This window comes from Pseudonocardia yunnanensis, assembly GCF_039534065.1.
Classification (GTDB): Bacteria; Actinomycetota; Actinomycetes; order Mycobacteriales; family Pseudonocardiaceae; genus Pseudonocardia; species Pseudonocardia yunnanensis.
This window is the reverse complement of the sequence record NZ_BAAAUS010000005.1, coordinates 63081-82957: the sequence shown is the minus strand read 5'-3', so window position 1 is coordinate 82957 and position 19877 is coordinate 63081. Positions and strand designations below refer to the sequence as shown.

17 protein-coding genes are annotated in these 19877 nt (G+C 70.3%); 6 read left to right on the top strand and 11 right to left on the bottom strand.

Features of this window, described 5'->3' with window-relative positions; genetic code table 11:
* Positions 1-5 precede the first annotated feature (5 nt).
* A complete protein-coding gene (gene fmdA, locus ABD743_RS06020) occupies positions 6-1259 on the bottom strand; it encodes a formamidase (RefSeq protein ID WP_344719652.1) in 1254 nt (417 codons plus the stop codon).
* A 466-nt stretch (positions 1260-1725) separates the two neighbouring features.
* Between fmdA and ABD743_RS06015 the strand changes: the two genes are divergently transcribed.
* From ABD743_RS06015 to ABD743_RS06005, 3 genes are read left to right on the top strand one after another with little or no spacing between them, the layout of a single operon-like run.
* Positions 1726-3165 carry a GntP family permease gene (locus ABD743_RS06015; RefSeq protein ID WP_344719650.1) on the top strand — a complete coding sequence of 480 codons (1440 nt, stop codon included), beginning with the start codon at positions 1726-1728 and terminating at the stop codon, positions 3163-3165.
* 8 nt (positions 3166-3173) lie between these two features.
* The gene (locus ABD743_RS06010; protein WP_344719648.1) at positions 3174-4421 is read left to right on the top strand and encodes a CaiB/BaiF CoA transferase family protein; all 1248 of its coding nucleotides are present in this window, start codon (positions 3174-3176) and stop codon (positions 4419-4421) included.
* Positions 4418-5356: a hydroxymethylglutaryl-CoA lyase gene (locus ABD743_RS06005; RefSeq protein ID WP_344719646.1), complete on the top strand. Its 939-nt coding sequence runs from the start codon at positions 4418-4420 to the stop codon at positions 5354-5356. Before ABD743_RS06010 ends, ABD743_RS06005 begins: the two co-directional genes overlap by 4 nt.
* Before the next feature lie 3 nt (positions 5357-5359).
* Here the strand turns inward: ABD743_RS06005 and ABD743_RS06000 are convergent, their stop codons facing one another.
* Positions 5360-6145 (bottom strand): IclR family transcriptional regulator, encoded by a 786-nt coding sequence (locus ABD743_RS06000; protein WP_344719644.1) that lies wholly within the window; start codon positions 6143-6145, stop codon positions 5360-5362.
* Between the two features lie 249 nt (positions 6146-6394).
* Here ABD743_RS06000 and ABD743_RS05995 point away from each other — a divergent pair, with 249 nt between their 5' ends.
* The gene (locus ABD743_RS05995; protein WP_344719642.1) at positions 6395-7000 is read left to right on the top strand and encodes a hypothetical protein; all 606 of its coding nucleotides are present in this window, start codon (positions 6395-6397) and stop codon (positions 6998-7000) included.
* A 28-nt stretch (positions 7001-7028) separates the two neighbouring features.
* Here the strand turns inward: ABD743_RS05995 and ABD743_RS05990 are convergent, their stop codons facing one another.
* Complete coding sequence (locus ABD743_RS05990) at positions 7029-8291, bottom strand: MFS transporter (RefSeq protein WP_344719640.1); 1263 nt, start codon at positions 8289-8291, stop codon at positions 7029-7031.
* A 46-nt stretch (positions 8292-8337) separates the two neighbouring features.
* Positions 8338-8883 carry a Chromate resistance protein ChrB gene (locus tag ABD743_RS05985; RefSeq protein WP_344719638.1) on the bottom strand — a complete coding sequence of 182 codons (546 nt, stop codon included), beginning with the start codon at positions 8881-8883 and terminating at the stop codon, positions 8338-8340.
* A gap of 197 nt (positions 8884-9080) precedes the next feature.
* Here ABD743_RS05985 and ABD743_RS05980 point away from each other — a divergent pair, with 197 nt between their 5' ends.
* Together ABD743_RS05980 and ABD743_RS05975 are read left to right on the top strand one after the other, a co-directional pair.
* On the top strand, positions 9081-10769 hold the full coding sequence (locus ABD743_RS05980; protein WP_344719636.1) for a carboxylesterase/lipase family protein: 1689 nt from the start codon (positions 9081-9083) through the stop codon (positions 10767-10769).
* A gap of 311 nt (positions 10770-11080) precedes the next feature.
* Positions 11081-12451 (top strand): MFS transporter, encoded by a 1371-nt coding sequence (locus tag ABD743_RS05975; RefSeq protein WP_344719634.1) that lies wholly within the window; start codon positions 11081-11083, stop codon positions 12449-12451.
* Between the two features lie 13 nt (positions 12452-12464).
* Here the strand turns inward: ABD743_RS05975 and ABD743_RS05970 are convergent, their stop codons facing one another.
* The 7 genes from ABD743_RS05970 to ABD743_RS05940 form a co-directional block, all read right to left on the bottom strand.
* Positions 12465-13418 carry a helix-turn-helix domain-containing protein gene (locus tag ABD743_RS05970; RefSeq protein WP_344719632.1) on the bottom strand — a complete coding sequence of 318 codons (954 nt, stop codon included), beginning with the start codon at positions 13416-13418 and terminating at the stop codon, positions 12465-12467.
* A 109-nt stretch (positions 13419-13527) separates the two neighbouring features.
* The gene (locus tag ABD743_RS05965; protein ID WP_344719630.1) at positions 13528-15084 is read right to left on the bottom strand and encodes an AMP-binding protein; all 1557 of its coding nucleotides are present in this window, start codon (positions 15082-15084) and stop codon (positions 13528-13530) included.
* Positions 15084-15740 carry a nitroreductase family protein gene (locus tag ABD743_RS05960; protein WP_344719629.1) on the bottom strand — a complete coding sequence of 219 codons (657 nt, stop codon included), beginning with the start codon at positions 15738-15740 and terminating at the stop codon, positions 15084-15086. Before ABD743_RS05960 ends, ABD743_RS05965 begins: the two co-directional genes overlap by 1 nt.
* A 73-nt stretch (positions 15741-15813) precedes the next feature.
* Positions 15814-16932: a 3,4-dihydroxy-2-butanone-4-phosphate synthase gene (locus tag ABD743_RS05955; protein WP_344719627.1), complete on the bottom strand. Its 1119-nt coding sequence runs from the start codon at positions 16930-16932 to the stop codon at positions 15814-15816.
* The gene (locus tag ABD743_RS05950; protein ID WP_344719625.1) at positions 16929-17540 is read right to left on the bottom strand and encodes an NADPH-dependent FMN reductase; all 612 of its coding nucleotides are present in this window, start codon (positions 17538-17540) and stop codon (positions 16929-16931) included. The genes ABD743_RS05955 and ABD743_RS05950 overlap by 4 nt, the downstream gene beginning before the upstream one ends.
* Positions 17537-18340 (bottom strand): alpha/beta fold hydrolase, encoded by an 804-nt coding sequence (locus tag ABD743_RS05945; protein ID WP_344719623.1) that lies wholly within the window; start codon positions 18338-18340, stop codon positions 17537-17539. Before ABD743_RS05945 ends, ABD743_RS05950 begins: the two co-directional genes overlap by 4 nt.
* A 5-nt stretch (positions 18341-18345) precedes the next feature.
* Positions 18346-19599 (bottom strand): LLM class flavin-dependent oxidoreductase, encoded by a 1254-nt coding sequence (locus tag ABD743_RS05940; protein WP_344719621.1) that lies wholly within the window; start codon positions 19597-19599, stop codon positions 18346-18348.
* Between the last annotated feature and the right edge of the window lie 278 nt (positions 19600-19877).

The window sequence follows — 19877 nt, the reverse complement described above, 5'->3', positions numbered from 1 at the left end:
GCGTGTCAGAAGCTGGCCTTGGGCACTCCGCGGCCAGGATCGACCTGGTGCGGCCCGCCCTTGCCCGGGCTGACGTCGAAGTCGAAGATCGCGGTCGGGATGTAGACGGTCGAGCACGAGTTCGGGATGTCGACGACACCGGAGAGCCGGCCCTCGATCGGCGCAGCGCCCAGAATCATGTAGGCCTGTTCCGGCGTGTAGCCGAACTTGACCAGATAGTCGATCGCATGCAGGCAGGCCCGCTGGTAGGACAGTTGCGCGTCCAGGTAGTGCTGCTTGCCCTCCAGCGTCACCGAGGTGCCGGAGAAGGCCAGCCATTCGCTGAACTGCGGATCCGTGGTGCCAGGCATGAAGATCGCGTTCTCGGAGACACCGTAGGTCTGCATTCCACCCTTGATCAGGTCGACCCCGAGATCCATGAAGCCACCCATTTCGATAGCCCCACAGAAAGTGATCTCCCCGTCACCCTGGGAGAAATGCAGATCGCCCATCGACAACTTTGCACCATTGACGAAGACGGGGTAGAAGACCCGGGTTCCCTTGGTGAAGTTCTTGATGTCCTGGTTGCCACCGTTCTCCCGCGGCGGCGCAGTGCGGGCGGCCTCACGGGCGACCCGGTTGAACTCGTCACCCTCCAGCGTCCCGAGGATGGCCGAGTCGGGCAGGGGCGGCAGCGCGAGCGGTGGTACCCGGGTCGGGTTGGTATCGATGAGCTCCTGCTCACGCGCGTTCCACGTGGCGAGCAGGTTCGCCGAGGGTGCGGTACCCATCAGTCCGGGGTGGACGATGCCGACGAACGAGACACCCGGAATGTGCCGGGAGGTCGCCACGCCACCGCGGAAGTCCCAGATCACCTTGTAGGCGTCGGGGAACTGCTCGGTCAGGAACCCGCCCCCGTTCTGCGTGGCGAAGATTCCGGTGTAGCCCCAGCCCTGCCCTGCGAGCGGCCCGGAGTCCTCCTGCGGCACGGGGCCGACGTCGAGGATGTCCACCATCAGCAGGTCTCCGGGCTCCGCGCCCTCCACCTCGATCGGCCCGGACAGCACGTGCACGCCCGGCAACGGCGCGTTCAGTACGTCGTCGGCGGAATCGTCGTTGTGGATCGCGCCGTCGAACCACTCCCGGCAGTCCACCCTGAACGTATCCCCGGGCTTGACATGTACGTGCGCGGGGATGTCGGGGTGCCATCGGTTGTGACCGACGATCTGCTGATCGGTGAAGCTCTTGCTGTTGTCCAGCGGGAACACGACCTTGGGCATTGGATCTCTCCGTAATCTCCGATTCGCTGAAGAGAAATGAACGTGTCCGTGACTCCGTGGACGCCGAGATGGCACGGACCACGGAGTGGATCACGTCGGCCATCGCAACGCTCCGATGGTCACACGCCCGTTGCCCGTGACCGGCTCCGCGGGCTGGCCGCACACGGGCAGCGGCGGCCTTTCGTCCACACAGGCTTCTCCGCACGACTCCGCCGGGCCTCACCCGATCCAGGTGAAATCAACCGATCATCAGAGCGGCCCATCCAGCGGCCGGGCCCGATTGCTGCTCACGAACGGCCCGATCCCACCGGATCGTCCGGTACGCCGAGTCTGTCCTGCAGGGCACTCACCACAGCGGGTACCCCGCTTGTTGCCCACATCGTGGATGTGTGTTCATATGGCGAACCTGACGACCGACTCCCCGCACTCGCTCGATGGCGAGCGACACCCGGATGGGATACCACCCTTGTCCGACACCGCGATCATCATCAACACGGCCGTCGCCGTACTCGCAGCTGTCCTGCTCATCGTCCGGTTCCGGCTCAACCCGGTGATCTCGTTGATCATCGGGGCCGCCTACCTGGGGCTGAGCACGGGAATGGGCGCCGAAGGCACCGTCAAGGCGATCACCACCGGGTTCGGCGAGATCATGGCCGAAGTCGGGCTCCTGATCGCGTTCGGTGTGCTGACAGGCGCCATGCTGCAGGAGGCCGGAGCGATCCAGCGACTGGTCAGCACGCTGCTGAGGACGTTCGGCCCCAAACGCATGCCGTACGCGCTGTCCCTCACCCTCGCCACGGCCCTGCAGTCGATCTTCCTCGACGTCCTGCTCGTGATCTCGGCGCCGCTGGCCCGCAACCTCGCGCCGCGGATCGGCAGCGTGGGCACGGCCCGGATGGCGACCGCACTCGCGATCGGCCTCGAGTGCGGGATCGTGCTGATGGTCCCCGGCGTCGGGACCGTCGCGCTCGCCGGTCTGCTCGGCGTGCCGCTGGGCAGGATGCTGATCTTCGGGCTGATCCTGATCATCCCCACCGTCGCTCTGTCCGTCGCGATCATGTCCTTCGTGTTCCGGCACGGTTGGTGGGACGTGGCGAAGGACGAGCAGCCGGGCATGTTCGGCGACGAGGCCACCGGTGCTCAGTCCGAGGCGCACGGCCAGGAGCGGACCCAGGAGCAGACCCAGCCGACGGAATCCGTGCAGCAGGCCGGCGGCGCCACGCAGACCGCGCTGGAACCGCCCGAGGTGCAGGAACGCCGTCACATCTCGCTGATCGTGCTGTTCATGCCGCTGATCGGGGCGCTCCTGCTGATCGGCGCCGGTGCCGTGCTCGACGTCGCAGGCATCGAGAACCCGGTCGTCACGTTCGTCGCCGACCCGGTCATCGCGCTGCTCGCCGGGCTGATCGGCACGAGCCTCGTCACCCGTTACTCAGTGGGTCGCAAGCGGGTGGAGCGGTCGATCGCCACGGGGTTCCGCGAGAGCGGACAGATCCTGATCCTCACCGGGGTGGGCGGCTCCCTGGCCGCCACCATCTCCGCTGCGGGGCTGGGCGACATCCTCGGGAAGTACTTCACGGCCAGCACAGCAGCTCCGTTGCTCGTGGTGTGGGTGATCGCGGCCGCCCTCCACATCGCCGTCGGTTCGGTGAGCATCTCGGCCATCACGGCGGCCGGCATCCTCGCGCCGGTGGCGCCCGCGATCGGGCTCGATCCCGTGCTGATCGCACTCGCTGCCGGCGCGGGCTCGCTGTTCGCCGTGCATGTCACGAGCAACACGTTCTGGCTACTGCAGTCCCTCATGGGGCAGTCGACACGAGGAACATTGAAGACGTGCTCCGTCGGGGTGTCCGTCGCCTCCGTCGTCGCCATCCTGCTGATCCAACCGCTGGCACTCATCGTCTAGGAGTACTCGTGAACGACGGCCCGATCCGGCCCCTGGACGGGGTCCGCGTACTCGAGCTGGGCAACTACATCGCGGCGCCGACCGCCGGCAGGCTGCTGGCCGACTTCGGCGCCGAGGTGATCAAGATCGAGCGGCCGGGGACGGGCGACGAAGTGCGCAACTGGCGCTTGTACGCGGGTACGACGTCGATGCTGTACCGAACGCTCAACCGCAACAAGAAGTCGGTCGTGCTCGATCTGAAGACGGCGACGGGCCGGGACACCGTTCTCGACCTGGTGCGCCACTGCGACGTCCTGCTGGAGAACTTCCGTCCGGGCACGCTGGAGAAATGGGGACTCGGGCCCGACGAGCTGAACGCCGCGAACCCCGACCTGGTCATCTCGCGCATCTCGGCGTTCGGCCAGACCGGCCCGCTCGCCGAGCGACCCGGTTTCGCCGCCGTTGCCGAGGCCATGGGCGGCTTGCGCGAGCTCGTGGGGGAACCGGACCGACCGCCGGTACGTGTCGGGGTCTCGATCGGTGACTCGATCGCCGGTCTCTACGCGGCGTTCGGTGCGGTGATGGCGCTGTACCGGCGCGAGGCAGGCCGCTCAGGACGCGCGACCGGCCGGGCACCCCTGACCGAACGCGTGATCGACGTGGCGCTCAACGAGGCGGTGCTGTCGATGATGGAGTCGCTGGTGCCCGACCACCTGGCCTACGGCGTGAACCGGAGCCGGGTCGGTGGCCGGATGGAGGGCATCGCCCCGTCCAACGCCTACCTGTGCGGCGACGGCTCCAGCGCCATCATCGCCGGCAACGGAGACGCCATCTTCCAGCGCCTGATGGCGACGATCGGGCGACCGGACCTGGCCGACGACCCGTCGTTGAGCAGCAACGCCGGCCGCTGGGCCCGCCGTGACGAGCTGGATGCCGCAATCGGCGACTGGACGGCCACGCGGCCGCGCGCCGAGGTGCTCGAGCTGCTCGACAGGGCCGGGGTGCCGGCCGGGCCGAGCTACACGGCGGCCGACATCTGCGGCGACGAGCAGTACCGCGCCCGCAACATGATCCAGTTCCTCCCGGTGGACACCGGTGGGGACGAACCGCGCGAGGTCGGCTTCCCGGGGATCGTCCCCGTGATCGGCGACGTCTCGCTGCCGGTCCGGACGCTCGGACCGGACCTCGGCGAGCACACATCCGAGGTGCTCGCCGGTCTACTCGGAATGACCGATGAGGAGATCGCGGCGATCACCGCGGGAGAGGAGCAGTCATGACCGACACGACGTCGCAGGAGGTCATACTGCGGGACGTCACCCTGCGCGACGGGCTGCAGCTCACCGGCAAGCTGCTGTCCACCGAGCGCAAGGTGGAGATCGTCCGGGAGCTGCTGCGGCTCGGCGTCCCCAGCCTCGAGATCGGCTCGATGGCCCGGCCGGATCTGGTCCCACCGATGGCCAACACCCTCGATGTGGTCGAAGCCCTGAGCGCCGACGAGCTCGCCAAGTGCTGGATCTGGGTCGCCACGCCCCGGCACGTGGAACGGGCCGTTGCCGCGGGCGCACTCAACGTCCAGTACTGCTTCTCGGCCTCCGACGCGCACAACCAGGCCAACATCGGCCGCAGCACCGAGGCGAGCCTGGAAGCCATGCCCGCCGCCGTCGAGACGGCTCTCGCGGCCGGCGGCCGGATCCAGCTCTGCATCGCGACGTCGTTCACCTGCCCGTTCGACGGGCCGGTGCCGGAGGAGCGGGTGCTCGCCATCGCGCGGGACGCCCGCGCCGAGGGCACCGAGGACATCGTGCTCTGCGACACGCTCGGCCAGGCGATTCCCGCCCAGGTCACGAGCCTCGTCTCCCGGGTGCGGGAGGAGACACCGGCCCGCCGGATCATCTACCACGGGCACGACACGTGGGGACTGGGCGTGGCCAACACGCTGGCCGCGATCACCGCGGGCGCTTCGGTGGTCGACGGGTCGCTCGGCGGGCTCGGCGGCTGCCCGTTCGCACCGGGCGCGAGCGGGAACACCTCGTCCGAGGACATCGTCTTCGCGACCCGGCCGTCGTGGCTCACGCCGAGCGGCCTCGCCCGGATGGTCGGGCTCTCCGAGGACCTGCTCTCCGAACTCGGCGAGCCGAACCGGTCGAAGACCGCGCAGGGCGTGCGATCGACGGCGTCGGCGTTCGAATGGGTGGCCGGGCCGCGGCTCTAGCACTCAGCTCGGGTAGCGCCCGCCGAGGGTCCTGGTCAGCTTCTCGGCGCTCCCGACCAGCAGGTCCACCCACTCCTCACACGTGGCCAGCGGCATCCGGATCGTCGGTCCACTGATCGACAGCGCCCCGACGAGTTCTGCGGCGGAGTTGAACACCGGGGCCGACAACCCGGACGAGCCGTCCTCCCGCTCGGCCGTGGTGATGGCGAACCCGTCGCTGCGCGTCTGCCGGATCAGCTCCCGCAAGAGTTCCGGGCTCGTGACCGTGGTGTCGGTGATCGGCTCCAAGGGCCGCGCCAGCACGGCCTCGGCGAGCTCGGGGTTCCAGGCGAGCAACACCCGGCCCGCCGAACCGGCGTGCAACGGGAGGATCTTGCCGACGTACATGTCACGCCGCAGGACGTGCCGGGTGTCGGCGACCGCCACGCAGACCCGGAACCCCTGCTCCTCACGAAAGAAGCAGCTCGTCTCCCCCGTGGCGTCGCGCATCTCGCGCAGCACCGGGTTGACGATCGTCAGCACGTCGACGCCCTTGACCGCGGGGGCCGCCCAGTACGCCATGCGCACGCCGATCCGGATCTGGTCGCCGACGCGGTCCAGCAGCCCCTGCGCCACCATGTTCGTCACCAGCCGCTGGACCGTCGAGGTCGGCAGGCCGGTGGCCTGCTGGATCTCACTGAACGTCAGTGCGGGGCGGGCGAGGGAGAACGCGTCGAGGATCTCGGTGATCTTGCCGAGCACCAGCAGCGGCGTGTGCCTCGACGAGCCAGAACCCTCGTCCACGGACATGGTCGAGAATCTAGACCGTGCAGTGCCCGGGCTCACGTCACCCGGCTCGGTTGCATGTCAAGAGGGCGTCGTGACGGCGAGACGTGGCGATAACGCTTGCCGGACCGCCAGAACGGGAATGGCAAGACCATACGGCCCGCGCCCGCTCATCGTTTCATGCCGCCTCGGCGCCCGGGCACGGGTCCGGAAGACCGATGCACGTGCACGTAGCCGCCCCTCGCGGGCGGACCGAGAAGGGACGTGACCAGGATGACCGATACCGTGACGCGCACGGCGACACGCGCCACCGGCGGTGCGCGAAAGGCCGCCGGAGGGGCCGGAAGTCGTGTCGCGGGCGAGGTTGCGCGCAAGGCGATGAGCGATGCCGGCACCAAGGTGCTCGGCACCGTGGTCGACATGGCCATCGCGCGGGTCGACAGGGTCGCGAACCGGCTCGAGGACTTCGCGGAGAGCGGGGGCACCGGGCTCCGCGAGGCCCTGACAGGCAAACCGAAGCAGCAGAAGAAACCCCGTACGACCGGCACGGCGATGCGAGCGCGGATGGGTGCGGCGTTCAGTCTCGTCGTCGCCCGCGCCATGGCGCTGTTGCAGTTCCTGCAGCGTCTGGCGATGCAACTGCTCGAGGCGCTGCAGCGGCTCGCCGGCCGACGCCGCACGGCGCCCGCAAAGAAGAAGCAGACTGCCGACGCGGAGGACGCTCAACCCGAGGCCGCGAGTGAGAACGGCGGACCGCGCAAGCGCCCGGAGAGCCGCGGGGAACGCCCCCCACGCACACAGCGCCGTACCAGGCCGGAATCCCAGGCGGAGCGGACCCGCTCCCGGCCGCGCCGCCGTCCGGCGGGAGGCAGCGCATAGTCCGCATAGTCGCTGCCGTGAACTCTGACTACGAGCGGATCCGCTGACGTCCGCCGCGCCCGATCGCGGCCACCCCGATCGCAGCGAGGACGACGGCGAACCCGCCCAGCCCTCCGGCAACCGTGGCGGCAGACGCGAGAGCCCCGACGAGCAGCGGGCCGCCCCCGTCTCCCAGCTCGCGCCCGACCTCGGCCGACCCCATCGTCTGGCCCAGCCGCTCGGGACGTGACCCGGCGGCGAGGTCGGCGAAGGCGACCGGCGTGATCGTCCCGACGCCCAGGCCGACCGCGACCGCGGCGGGGATCAGACCGCCGAGGCCGGGCACCGTCGCGGCGATGACGAACCCGGCCACGGTCAGCGCGAACCCCGCTGCCATCGCCTGCCGCGAGCTCAACCGGCCGCGGTCGTGGGCCCGGCCCGCCCGCGGCTGAACCAGCGTCGAGGCCAGCGCCAGGCAGGCCACGACCGCACCGGTGGCCACCGGGGACAGACCGCTGCTCACCCCGAGCACCGGGAAGAATCCCACCCCGACGGACAAGGCGGCTGTCGTCGCCGCAAGGGCCGACGTCGGCCGCAGGAAACCGGGCTCGAGCAGCCTGCGCCCGAGGTCGGCCAGGGTCTGCCGGCGCCGCGGCAACGGGTCGACCACCGGAACCGCGACGGCGGCCCAGATCGCCACGGCGACCGCCACCGCGCCGAGAGTGGCGAACAGCGCCGCAAGTCCGCCGAAGGTGATGATCACGCCGCCCAGCAGCGGCCCGGCGGTGTACCCGATGCCTTTCCATGCGCCGTAGGACCCGAAGACCCGGCCGCGTCTCGTCGGGCCGACCAGCCTGCCGACCATCGCCCCGGCCGCCGGGGAGAACGCCGAGGCGGCCGCCCCCTGGCCGAGACGCACCACCACCAGCGCCACGATCGACCCGGAAGCGGAGCTCACGAGGCCCAGCAGGTCGACCACGACGAACGCACCGGAGACCAGCGCGAACACCGCGAGGCCGCCGAGCAGAACCGGGCGTGGTCCCCACCGGTCCGCCAGCGACCCGAACACGGGCTTCAGCACCACCTCTGCGATGTCGTAGACGGCGAGTGCGACTCCGAGAGCGAAGAACGACACCTTCGCCGACCCGAACTGCGTGCCGAGGCTCGCGGCGACCGCGTGCGCCCCGAACGCGGTGACGAACCCCGCGCTGTACAGCGGCGCCAGCACGCGGAACGAGGTCACCTCGGCGGTCGCCACCGGCGCGACACCCGGTGACGGCCGTTGCGGGCCGGATGCAGGTACGTCGTTCATCAGGTTCCTGGTCTCCTCGTCCGGCCGAATGCGGCGATCTCGCGGATCAGATCTGGTGGAGGGCGGCGAAGACCTGCTCGGTGTACTCCTCCAGCCGCTCCGCGCAGTGCTTGAGCTGCTGGTCGGCCTCGGCGCTGTTCGGCGCGCCGAAGACGTCCCGGGTACGGATGTCGCGGTGCCAACGGCGGAGCCGCTCGAGGCTTTGTTCCTCTTCCTCCAGCTCGGCCAGGGTGAACTTGCGGGTGCGGATCTCCTTGTCGATCTCGGCGTCGAACTTCCTGCAGTCGGCCAGGAACTCCACCCACTCGGCTGTCCGATCAGCGGTGAACAACGCCACCAGACGGGCGCGGTCCTGTTCCGTGCGACCGGCCCCCACGACGGCGACCGCCTCACCGTCGCCTCGCTCCGCCATGTCCCGCACGCGATCGACGGCAGCGTTCATCGTCTGGACGTCCGGCAGGGCCCAGCACGCCTGCCCGATCGACAGGGCACCAGCCCGCCGCAGCTCGCGCCAGATGGCGACGCGGTGCCGTGACGGCTGCGCAGGCACGCGAACCGACAAGACCAGCCACTGATGCTCCGGCGCCGTCACAGCCAGGAATGTAGCAGCTGTTACATGGCTGAAGGAGAGCCGTCCGGTCGCTGTTCATGCAGCGTGCAGCAGGTGCGCCCGGCCGAGGTGGGGTGCACCCGACCTCATATCCGGAGGGGCTCTGCATGCCTTTCGCCGTCGCAGAACGCGATCGTTCTGAGGCGCCGGATTCGGTCGGGACGAAGGAGAGCAGGGACATGAGCAGCAGGACACGGTCGACGCGGTCGCGGACAGCCCGGTCGCTGGTGGCGGTGGCAGCCGGGGTGGCGGTCGCGGCGAGCGTCGCTTTCGTGGCAATGACGCCGGCGGTCGCCGCCTCCGATGAGCCAGGACGAGTGGCAGCGACGGCGGAGATCGCGCCTGGGGACTCCGCGCTGGTGCGGACGGAGGACGGCGTCGTGCGCGGCACGGTGACCGACACCTACCGCTCGTTCCAGGGCATCCCGTATGCGGCGCCACCGGTGGGCGAGCGCCGCTGGGGATCGCCGCAGCGGCCGGAGTCGTGGCCAGGGGTCCGGGAGGCGACCACCCCGGCGAGCCCGTGCGCGCAGGCGGGCGACTTCATCGGCGACGTGCCGAGCACCCAGGAGGACTGCCTCTACCTCAACGTGACGACGCCACGCGACGCCACCGCCGACGCGAAGCCGAAACCGGTGATGGTCTGGATCCACGGTGGTGGGTTCACGTGGGGCTCCGGTGGGATCTACGGGGCGGAGCGGCTGGCCGCGAAGGGTGACGTCGTGGTGGTGACGTTCAACTACCGCCTCGGGGTGTTCGGCTTCATGGCCCATCCGGCCCTGGACTCCGGGCCCGCGGAGCACCTGTCGGGCAACCTCGGGATCGAGGACCAGCAGGCGGTTCTGCAGTGGGTGCGCGACAACGCCGCCGCGTTCGGCGGCGACCCGGACAACGTCACGATCTTCGGCGAGTCCGCGGGTGGCATGAGTGGCTGTGCGCACCTGAGCGCTCCGGGATCGGCCGGGCTGTTCGAGCGCGTGATCATCCAGAGTGGACCGTGCACGCTGCGCTGGCAGTTCCCGGACACGTGGCGGGCGAAGCCGCGGGCGCAGGCCGAGGCGCAGGGCATCGAGCTGGCCACCGCGGCGGGGTGCGCGGATCCGGCCACCGCGGCCGAGTGCCTGCGGTCGAAGACGACCGAGGAGCTGCTGGCGGCCGACGGTGGTCAGCATGGTTTCGGACCCAGTTACGGCGGCGGTGTCATCCCCGAGGACCCCGCCCGGCAGCTGGCGGCAGGGGCGACGGCGGACGTTCCGGTGATGCACGGCATCACGCGTGACGAGCATGTGACGTTCCAGGCGGGCATCGACACGATGATGGGGCCGGTGGCTCCGGCGGACTATCCGGCGGTGCTCGGGCAGTACCTCGGCGTCGACGCTGCCACCGCCGACCGCGTGGCGCGCGAATACCCGCTCTCCGACTACGCGGGCTCGACGAGCTGGGCGACGGCGAACGTGCTGACCGACTGGGGATGGGGATGCCCGGCCACTGACGTCAACCGGCAGCTGTCCCGGGCGAACCCGACGTTCGCGTACGAGTTCAGCGACCGGACGGCCCCGTGGTTCGCCGGGCCGGACGTTCCGGCCTACCCCACCGGTGCCTTCCATGCCGGCGAGCTGCAGTACCTGTTCTCCGGCGCCTACGCGCGCGCCGAGCTGTCACCGGAGCAGCAACTGCTGTCCGACCGGATGATCGGCTACTGGACGCAGTTCGCTCGCAGCGGTGACCCGAACGGCAACGGCCTTCCGGAGTGGCCGAGTTACGACGAGGGCGGTCACGTGCAGTCACTCGCGGCCGGGCCCGAGGACGTGAGCGGCGTGGACATGGACCGCGAGCACCGCTGCGGCTTCTGGCGCTCCGTCTCCTGATCGTTCGGCGAACCCCCCGCCACGCCCGCGCACCTCGCAATCGCCGAGGTCGCGGGCGCGTCGGCGCGCGGAACATCGCGGCGGGCCTACCCCACCGTCGACATTCACCACCGCTTGACCACCCCATGAAGAGGTCGCTATAAAAAGAGCCCATCTGAATGCTGAATATGGTGTGCTCATTCGACGTCCGCGCAGAGTGTCGATCTGCCGCAGGCCGGCTTCTACCGGCCGTTCGTCCCACCGGGTCCATTGATCTTTCCCGTCCGGGGGCACTACTCGGTGGCCACGCTCTCAGGAACGGAAGCAACGGCATGGATCTTTCTGATCGGACACTGGCCGAGGTACCACGCCTCACGGTTCGGGACGTCAGGATCGCGACGTGGATCTGCTTCTTTGCGTGGACCTTCGCCGTCTACGATTTCGTGCTCTTCGGCAATCTGCTGCCCAAACTCGCCGCCGACCTGGGCTGGACCTCGGCGGAGTCGACCGGCATCAACACCTGGGTGACTGCCGGAACCGCACTTGTCGCCTTCGCCGCCGGCCCACTGGTGGACCGGGTCGGACGCCGCCGCGGCATCGTCATCGCGGTCATCGGCGCCGCCGTCGCCTCGGCCCTGACCGCACTGGCCGGGTGGGTCATCGGGGTCGTCGGCGGGGTCGGGGTGGTGCTCCTGATCGTCGTCCGGTCCCTCGCCGGTCTCGGCTACGCGGAACAGGCCATCAACGCGACCTACCTCAACGAACTGTTCGCCAACGTGTACCGCGACGACCCCGCCATGGTTCGGCGGCGCGGCCTCATCTACTCGCTCGTGCAGTCCGGGTGGCCGGTCGGCTCGGTGCTGGCGGCGGTGTCGATCTACCTGCTCTTCCCGCTCGGCGGCTGGTCGCTCTGCTTCATCGTCGCCGTGTTCCCTGCGGTGTTCATGCTGTGGGCGGCCCGCCACCTCAAGGAGAGCCCCCAGTTCGCCGCCCGCCACCGCGCGGAGACGCTGCTCAAGCACGGGCGTACCGACGACGCTCACCAGCTCGCCGACAGCGCAGGGGTCGACCTGACCGATCGCTCGGCGCCTCTGGCCTCGGCCTTCAAGGGCGAGTCGCTGCGGTCGACCGTCGTGATCGGCACGGCGTTCCTGCTCAACTGGCTCGGTGTCCTCGTGTTCGCCATCCTCGGCACCTCTCTGCTGACGGCGCCGGACGGCAAGAACATCGCTTTCACCAACGCACTCGCGATCCTGATCGTCTCCAATGCCACCGCGTTCGCCGGCTATCTGTTCCACGGCTGGCTCGGCGACCGAATCGGCCGGCGCAACGCGATCGCGATCGGCTGGGTCTTCTCGGCGCTGTCCTTCGGCGCCATGCTCCTGGGGCCGTCCGGGAACTTCGGCCTGACCATCGGTCTCTACAGTGCCGGCCTGTTCTTCCTGATCGGGCCCTACTCCGCACTGCTCTTCTTCAACGGCGAGAGTTTCCCGGTCCACACCCGCGCGACCGGCGGCTCGATCATCAACGCCGCGGGCCAGATCGGCGCCATCATCGGTGGCCTGCTCGTCACCTACTCGTTGAGCAGGGGCGCCAGTTGGACGACTGCCGCATTACTCTGGGGATGCCTGCCGATTCTCGTCTCGGGCCTGCTGATCCTCGGAGCGCGCAACGTGGACCCCCGCAGGGCGCGGCTCGACTGACCGGCCCGACGGCCTAGCCGCGCTGCCGGCGAAGCTGTCCGGGCGGCATGCCGTACCGGTCCCGAAAGACCCGACTGAAATTCGCCGGGCTGACAAAACCCCACCGTCGTGCCACCACGGCCACCGGATCGGAGCCGAAGAGCAGGTCGTCGTAGCTGCGGGCCAGCCGTCGGTGCCGGATGTAGCTGCCCAGGCTCATGCCCAGCCCGTCGACCGACGAATACAGGGTGCGTACCGACACCCCGTGTGCGGTAGCGATCATGGCCGGGCTCAGCATCACGTCGTCGAGGTTGGCGTCGATGTAGTCGAGCACCCGCTCCCGCAGTTGCAGGGCGGGCCGGCGCGCGCGGTCCGGGCCGTCGCCGCCCTGTAGCCGGTCGAGCGGTCTGAGCAGCTCGGTGACGAGCAACGCCGACGCCTCGCGGGCTCCGTCGGCCATCGTGGGCAGCTGACCGTTCAGCACCGACAGCACCTCGATGAGGTTGCGAGTAGGCGAATGGTCGCGAGGCAGGGTCTGAACGAACGACCGGCGGTAGCTCGGCAGTGTGGTGGCGGCCAGCGAGCGCGGCACGATCAGGGTGGTCTTGGTCAGCGGCTCCAGGATCTCGTAGTCGCCGGTGGCTGCGCCGTCCCAGATCATCGCGTCGCCCGGCGCGAGTATCACCCGTTCGTCGTCCAACTCGACGGCCTGGCGCCCGGACTCGATGAAGTGCAACCCGATCACGTCGCGGGTGTTGGCCATCACCTGTCGGCGCGTGCGCCGCCCGCGGTGCGGGAACACCGACGTTCGCAACAGCGACATGACGCCCAGCCGGTTCTCCCGCACATCAGCGGCAAATTCGCGATGCGGATGGCTGACCGTGTCGATGGCGAAGGCCAGATGCGTAGCGGAGAGGAGCTCACACCACGCCCCGAAACGGTCCCGCGGCGGAATCTCGGACATGCTCCACCGCCGCTCCTGGTCCACGACCTCAACGGTACGGACCGACCGGCGGCGCCCCCGCGACATGGACACGTCTCGCGGAACGAGGAGTGTGTCGAACAGCGATAGGTGTCCATGTCGCGGCTACCGGGGCTCAGGCAGGCGTCGCGCGCGCCGTCTCCCGCAACACGTACTTCTGGATCTTGCCGGTGGAGGTCTTCGGAAGTTCGCCGAAGACCACGCGCTTCGGCGCCTTGAACCGGGCCAGGCGACCCTTCACGTGATCGATGATCTCCGCCTCGGTCACCGACGCACCTTCGTGCACGGTGACATAGGCGACCGGGACCTCGCCCCACTTCTCGTCCGGCGCGGCGACCACCGCCACCTCCAGCACCGCGGGATGCTCGAAGATGGCCTGCTCCACCTCGACCGAGGCGATGTTCTCCCCGCCGGAGATGATCACGTCCTTGCTCCGGTCCCGCAGCTCCACGTACCCGTCCGGATGCAGCACACCGAGGTCGCCGGTGCGGAACCACCCGTCGGGCACTGCCGCGGCCGTCGCCTCCGGGTCGTTCAGATAACCGAGCATCACGTTGTTGCCACGCAACGCGATCTCCCCGATCGTCGTCCCGTCCGCCAGGACGTCCGTGCCGTCCGCGGCCACCACCCGAGCGCGGCACGAGATCATGTTCCCCACGCCCTGGCGCGCCTTCAGCCGGGCCTGCTCGTGGGCGTCGAGAGCGTTCCACTCCGGACGCCAGTCGCAGATCATCACCGGCCCGAACGTCTCCGTCAGTCCGTACAAGTGCGTCACGTCGAACCCCAGGTCGCCCATCCGCCGCAGGATCGCCGGGCTCGGCGGCGCCCCGCCGGTCGCCACCCGTACGGGCGGTCCGGACAGCGGGGCGGCCTCCGGTGCGTAGGCGATCATCGAGAGCACCGTGGGCGCGCCGTTGAGGTGCGTCACCCCCTCCTCCCGGATCAGCCGCCACACCTGCGCCGGCTCCACCTTGGGCAGGCAGACGTGCGTGGCACCCGCCGCCGTGACCGCCCACGGGAAGCACCAGCCGTTGCAGTGGAACATCGGCAACGTCCACAGGTGCACCGCCGACGGCGAGAGGCCGGTGTGTGCCACCATCGCCAACGCCTGCAGGTACGCCCCGCGGTGGTGGTACATCACCCCCTTCGGGCGCCCCGTCGTGCCGGACGTGTAGTTGATCGACAGCAGCGCCCGCTCGTCGGTCGGGGTCAGCGCGAGCGGTGCGGCTGCGGCCAGGAGCTCCTCGTACTGCTCGCCCGCACGCACCACCTGCGGCGGCGTCGCCATCCGGCTCAGCACGTCGGTGACCAGCGCGTCGAACGCCGGGTCGTGGACGAGTACTGCGGCCTGTGAGTGCTCCAGGATGTAGGCCACCTCGCCTGCGGACAGCCGGGTGTTCACGGCCACGAGCGGCACCCCCGCCCACGGCACGCCGAAGTTGGCCTCCAGCAACACGTGGGTGTTCGGTGCCAGCACGGCCACCGGCCTGCCCCCGGCCAGCGGCGCCAGCGCACCTGCCAGGCGCCGGCACCGATCGTGCAGCTCCGCGTACGTCCAGCGCTGCTCGCCGTCGACCACGGCGATGCGGTCACCGTGCGCGGCTGCCGCGCGGTCCAGGTAGGACACCGGCGTCAAGGGCTCGAAGGAGAGCGCCTCGAGATCGGTTCCCATCACCCGGCCTCCTCGCGCGGACGCTTGGCGCCCCAGCGGTCCCAGTGCACGACGTCCTCGACGGGGAGCCGCTTCGGCTCTGCCCAGCGCCCCTGCGCCGGATACCCCATCGGTACCAGCGCCATCGTCAGAGCGTCCTCGGGCAGGCCGAGCATCTCTCGCAGCTCGTCCTCGTGGCCGCCGTAGAGCGTGGTAAGCGACGTGCCGAGGCCGTGGGCCCTGGCGGCGAGGCACAGCTGCTGCACCGCCCCGTAGATCGACGACCCGATGCGCGGGTTCGTGACGTCCGCCGCCCCGAGCAGCACCGGGAACACCCAGACCGGGGCCTCCGCGATGTGGTGGGCGAGGTGCTCGGCGCCGAGGAACCCGCGCTTGCTCAGCCCCTGCGATCCGGGCGGAGCGTTGAGGATCTCCTCGCGCCTCCTGCCGTATGCGGCGTCCCAGTTCTCCCGGTACCAGGCCGCGACCCGCTCCTTCACCTCCGGGTCCGTCACGACGACCCACCCCCAGCCCTGCTGGTTGCCGCCGGACGGGCCGCGGATGGCGGCGTTGAGCACCGACCACAGGACGTCGTCGGGGATCGGGTCCGGAGCGAGATACCGGCGTGACGGCGTCGAGTGCAGCGCCTCCATGAGCGGAAGGGACTCCGGCGTCATGCATGACCTCCAGTCGTGCAGCAGTGACGAGACGAGTGGACCACGACGGCAGAGTCCCCTCTCCGAGTGCTCCTCACCCGACCTCGGCCGGGGTCGCGAGCGGGGACTGCACCGGCCGGTGACCAGCGACGATCACCCCGTGGGCGGCGAGGTCGGCGGGCTCCCCGGGATCGTCGGCGAGCACGAGCGCGCTCTGCACCCCGATGTCGAGAAGGATCTTCGCGGCGAGAGCGGCCGCGTGCCGGTCGCCCGTCCCGCATCCGCGCACCGCCTGCACGCGCCCGACTCCGGACAGCGCTCGCCGACGCACGTAGACGAGCACTCCCCGCCCCGCGCGGTCGATCGCCGCGAGCGCTGCCGCGAGATCGGATGCGCAGCCGCACCGCAGCGAACCCAGCACGTCCCCGGTGAGGCACTCGCGGTGCACCCGCACGAGCACCGGGCCGGGGCCCGCCGGCTCGCCACGGACGAGCGCGAGGTGCTCACCGCCGTCGGCATCGCCGTAGCCGACCGCCGTGAACAGCCCGTGCACGGTCGGGAGCGTCGTCGACGGCCCGCGGTGGACGGGCCGCATGGCCGCACGCCAGGCGACGACGTCGGACACGCGCACGACAGTCAGTCCGTGCTGGTCGGCGAGCACGCCAAGGTTTGCGGATCCGGCGACACCGCCGTCCGCGTCGACGGCGGTCGCGAGCGCCGCGGCGGGGGCGAGCCCGGCTGCCAGGCAGAGGTCGACCGCGGCCTCGGCCGGGCGCGGCCGCTCGAGGACACCGCCGTCGCGTGCCCGCAGCGGTAGGACGTGGCCCGGCCGCGCGAGGTCACCGGCCGCCGTCGCCGGGTCGGCGAGCGCGCGCACCGTCGCCGCCCGGTCGCGCGCGGAGATCCCGGTGCTGACGCCGCAGCGGAGATCGACCGACACGGCGAACGCCGCACCGTCGTGCCGCGAGCCGCCCACCGTCGCGATCGGCGGGATTCGGAGCTCGTCCAGGCGCGCTCCGGTCATGGCCACGCAGACGATGCCCGTGGTCTCCCGCACGAGCAGCGACATGAGCGTGGTGTCGGTGTGCTCCGCCGCCGCCACGAGTGCCCCCGACTCGCCGGCCGCGGGACCGGCCACGTCGTCGATCAGCAGCACCGGGCGCCCGGCGGCGAGGCTCCGGATCGCGGCGTCGACGCCGGTCGGGGGTGTCATGCGCCCTCCGCAGGCTGTGGCCCGGACAGCACGCCGTGACGGCGGGCGGAGACGAGCTCGGCGAACCGCACCACCTCGTCGGCGACGGTGTGCAGCTGCTCCACCACCCGAGGCTCACCGCACACGCCGTCGGCGAACCTGGTCTGCAGGGAGTTGACCGCCGCCCCGTAGGGAGTGACCCAGCCCCGCAGCGCGTGCACGATTGCGCGCAGCGCGCTCAGCGTCGTCACCGACGCCTGCCAGCCGTACGCCGTGACGACGAGGCCCACCGAGCGGTCGGCCAGGTAGGGCAGGGCGTCGTCGCGCATCTCCTCGGTGTAGTCGAGGGCGTTCTTCACCAGTCCCGATATCGAGCCGTGGTAGCCCGGCGAGGCGACGATGACGCCATCGGCCCGGCGCAGGTGCGCCACGAGGTCACGGGCGACCGGCCCGCCGTCGCCCGTCTCGGGGGCGTACATCGGCAGCGCGGCCAGCTCGCTCCCGCCGAAGACCCGGGTGCTCGCGCCCTGCGCCGCGGCCCGAGCCACAGCGATCCGCAGCGCCTGCTCGCTCGACGATCCGGTCCGCACGGTGCCGCCGAGCCCGACGACGTGCAGGGGTCGGGTCATGGAGCACCGTTTCCGACATACGCCGTGATCGCGGCGAGCGTGTCGTCGAGGTACTCGAGCAGCATCCCGTGGCCGCCGCGGGGCAGCACCTGCAGCGTGGCGTTCGGCATCAGCTCGGCGATCTCCACCGACTGTGACACCGGCGTCAGCACGTCCTCCGCACCCGCCAGCACGAGGGTCGGGGTGAGTGCCGAGGGCAGGTCCGGCCGCGAGTCGTAGCGGCGCAGCCCTGCGGCCTGGGCCTCGAAGCCCGTGAGCGTCGTCGGATAGGGGTCCTTGCGCGCGAGCTCGGCCTGGGCGGCGGCCACGGTGTGGTCGGACAGCAGCCGCGGTGTGAACGCCCACGGCATCGCGTGCATCCCGATCGCCACGGGGTCGACGCCCGCCCTGCGTAGCGCGAGTCCGGCGTCGAGCCAGCCGTCCTGGATCGCGGTGTAGGACGGGAACGCGTTGAGCAGCACGGCCTTGGAGAGCACCCGCGCGTGCCGGATCAGCATCGACTGGAGCACGGAGCCGCCGAGCGACCAGCCGACGGCCGCGACCGGCCCGAGGCCGAGGTGGTCCACGAGCGCGGCGGTGTCGTCGGCCAGGTCGTCGACGGCGTACGGACCGGGCGGTACCTCGCTGCGGCCGGTGCCCCGGTTGTCCACCGTGATCACGGTGTAGCCCTCGCGGAGCCGCGGGACGGCAGCGGCCCACGCGAGGGAGCTCGATCCGAGGCCGGCGATGAGCAGCAACGGCGGCCCGTCGCCCTCGACCTCGTAGTACAGGGACACGCCGTTGACGGTGGTGCTCGGCATGATGCTCAGCTCCCTCCCACGAGCGTCGACGCGCTCGCTCTCGCACCGACGCGCTGCCTGCTCACCTCGGGCGTCCAGTGGTCCGGCTCGTCGGCCCACAGATCGCGCAGTTGCGGGATCACCTTGGTGCCGAACAGGTGTGTGTTCTCGGCTGCCGTCTCCTCGTCCAGGTCGCCCATGTGCAGTGAGGCGATCAGCTGTCCCACCCGCAGTTCGGTGGCGAGCTCCCGGACGCGCTGCGCGACCCGGTCCGGCGTGCCGGCGATGATGTAGCCCTTCTCGTCGTACTCCCAGAAGCTCATCTCACCGCGGGTCGCGCGGCGCCGGTCCTCGATCGCCTCGGGCGTGGCCGTCCTGCCGAGGAGACCGGCGAGGGACGCCGCGGAGGTGTACCCGGGCGGAGTGGCGAAACGCGGTCCGGGATCGCGCACCCGCTGGAAGTACTTGACGGCCTCGTAGTAGCGGCGCTCGGCCTCCGCGTCGGAATCGGCCACGCAGATCAGTTGGGTGAACGCCATGCGGTGTGGATTCAGGTCGCCGTCGTGCGCCGCCACATAATCCCAGTAACCGTCGACAAGTGGTTTTGCGGCGCGCAGTCCGGAGAATGAGAGGTGACCGTAACAGTAGTTTTCCCGGGTCACCAGCTCCCAGGTTTCCACGCTGTTGGATCCCGGCACCCACACCGCGGGTCGCTCCTGCACCGGGCGCGGCCACAGGTTGACATAACGCAGCTGTGTGAACTTCCCGTTGAACGCGAACGGCTCGCGCTCCCGCCATGCCCGCAGCACCAACTCGCGCGCCTCGTGGAAGCGCTCGCGCAGCTCCACGGGGGGCCGGGCGTACGCGAAGGCCGAGTCCATCGGGGTGCCGAAGACGAAGCCCGCAATCACCCGGCCGTCGGAGAGGCAGTCCAGGTAGGCGAGCTCCTCGGCAACTCGGATCGGGGGGTTGTAGAGCGCGAGCGAGTCGCCGATCACCAGGATCGCCGCGTTCTCCGTGGAGCTCGCCACGCTCGCTGCCAGCAGGTTCGGCGACGGTGTCATCGCGAAGGGCGTCTGGTGGTGCTCGTTGACGGCCAGCCCGTCGAACCCGTCGCGGTCGGCCTGCTGCATCAGCCGGATGAACATCCGGTAGTTCTTCCCCACCCGCCGGGGGTCGGCGAGGCCGACGGGAGCGTCCACCCACGTCCCGGCGCCAGGTGCCGGGAAGGCACCCGGCAGGCCGTCGTACGTGACCTCCGCGAACCAATGGAACTTCACTGACACACCATCCTCGGCCTCGCGCCGGCTCCGACCCGGGGCCATGATGAGCCTCGGCCCGAAATCCGGACAATGGAGATCGGCACACTTGTCCGTGATGCGCGATGGACAGCCTCACACATGCCGGTAAAAGTCGTTCGTTATCCGATCGTTATCTGAAGAGCCGGCACGGGAGCGTTGCCTTCCCGGCTTCCGAGCCTTTAGCGTCTGTGTCCGGCACCACACCGTCCGTACCACCGGAACGTCCGGTGCACGATCTGGAGAACCGTTACCCGGCC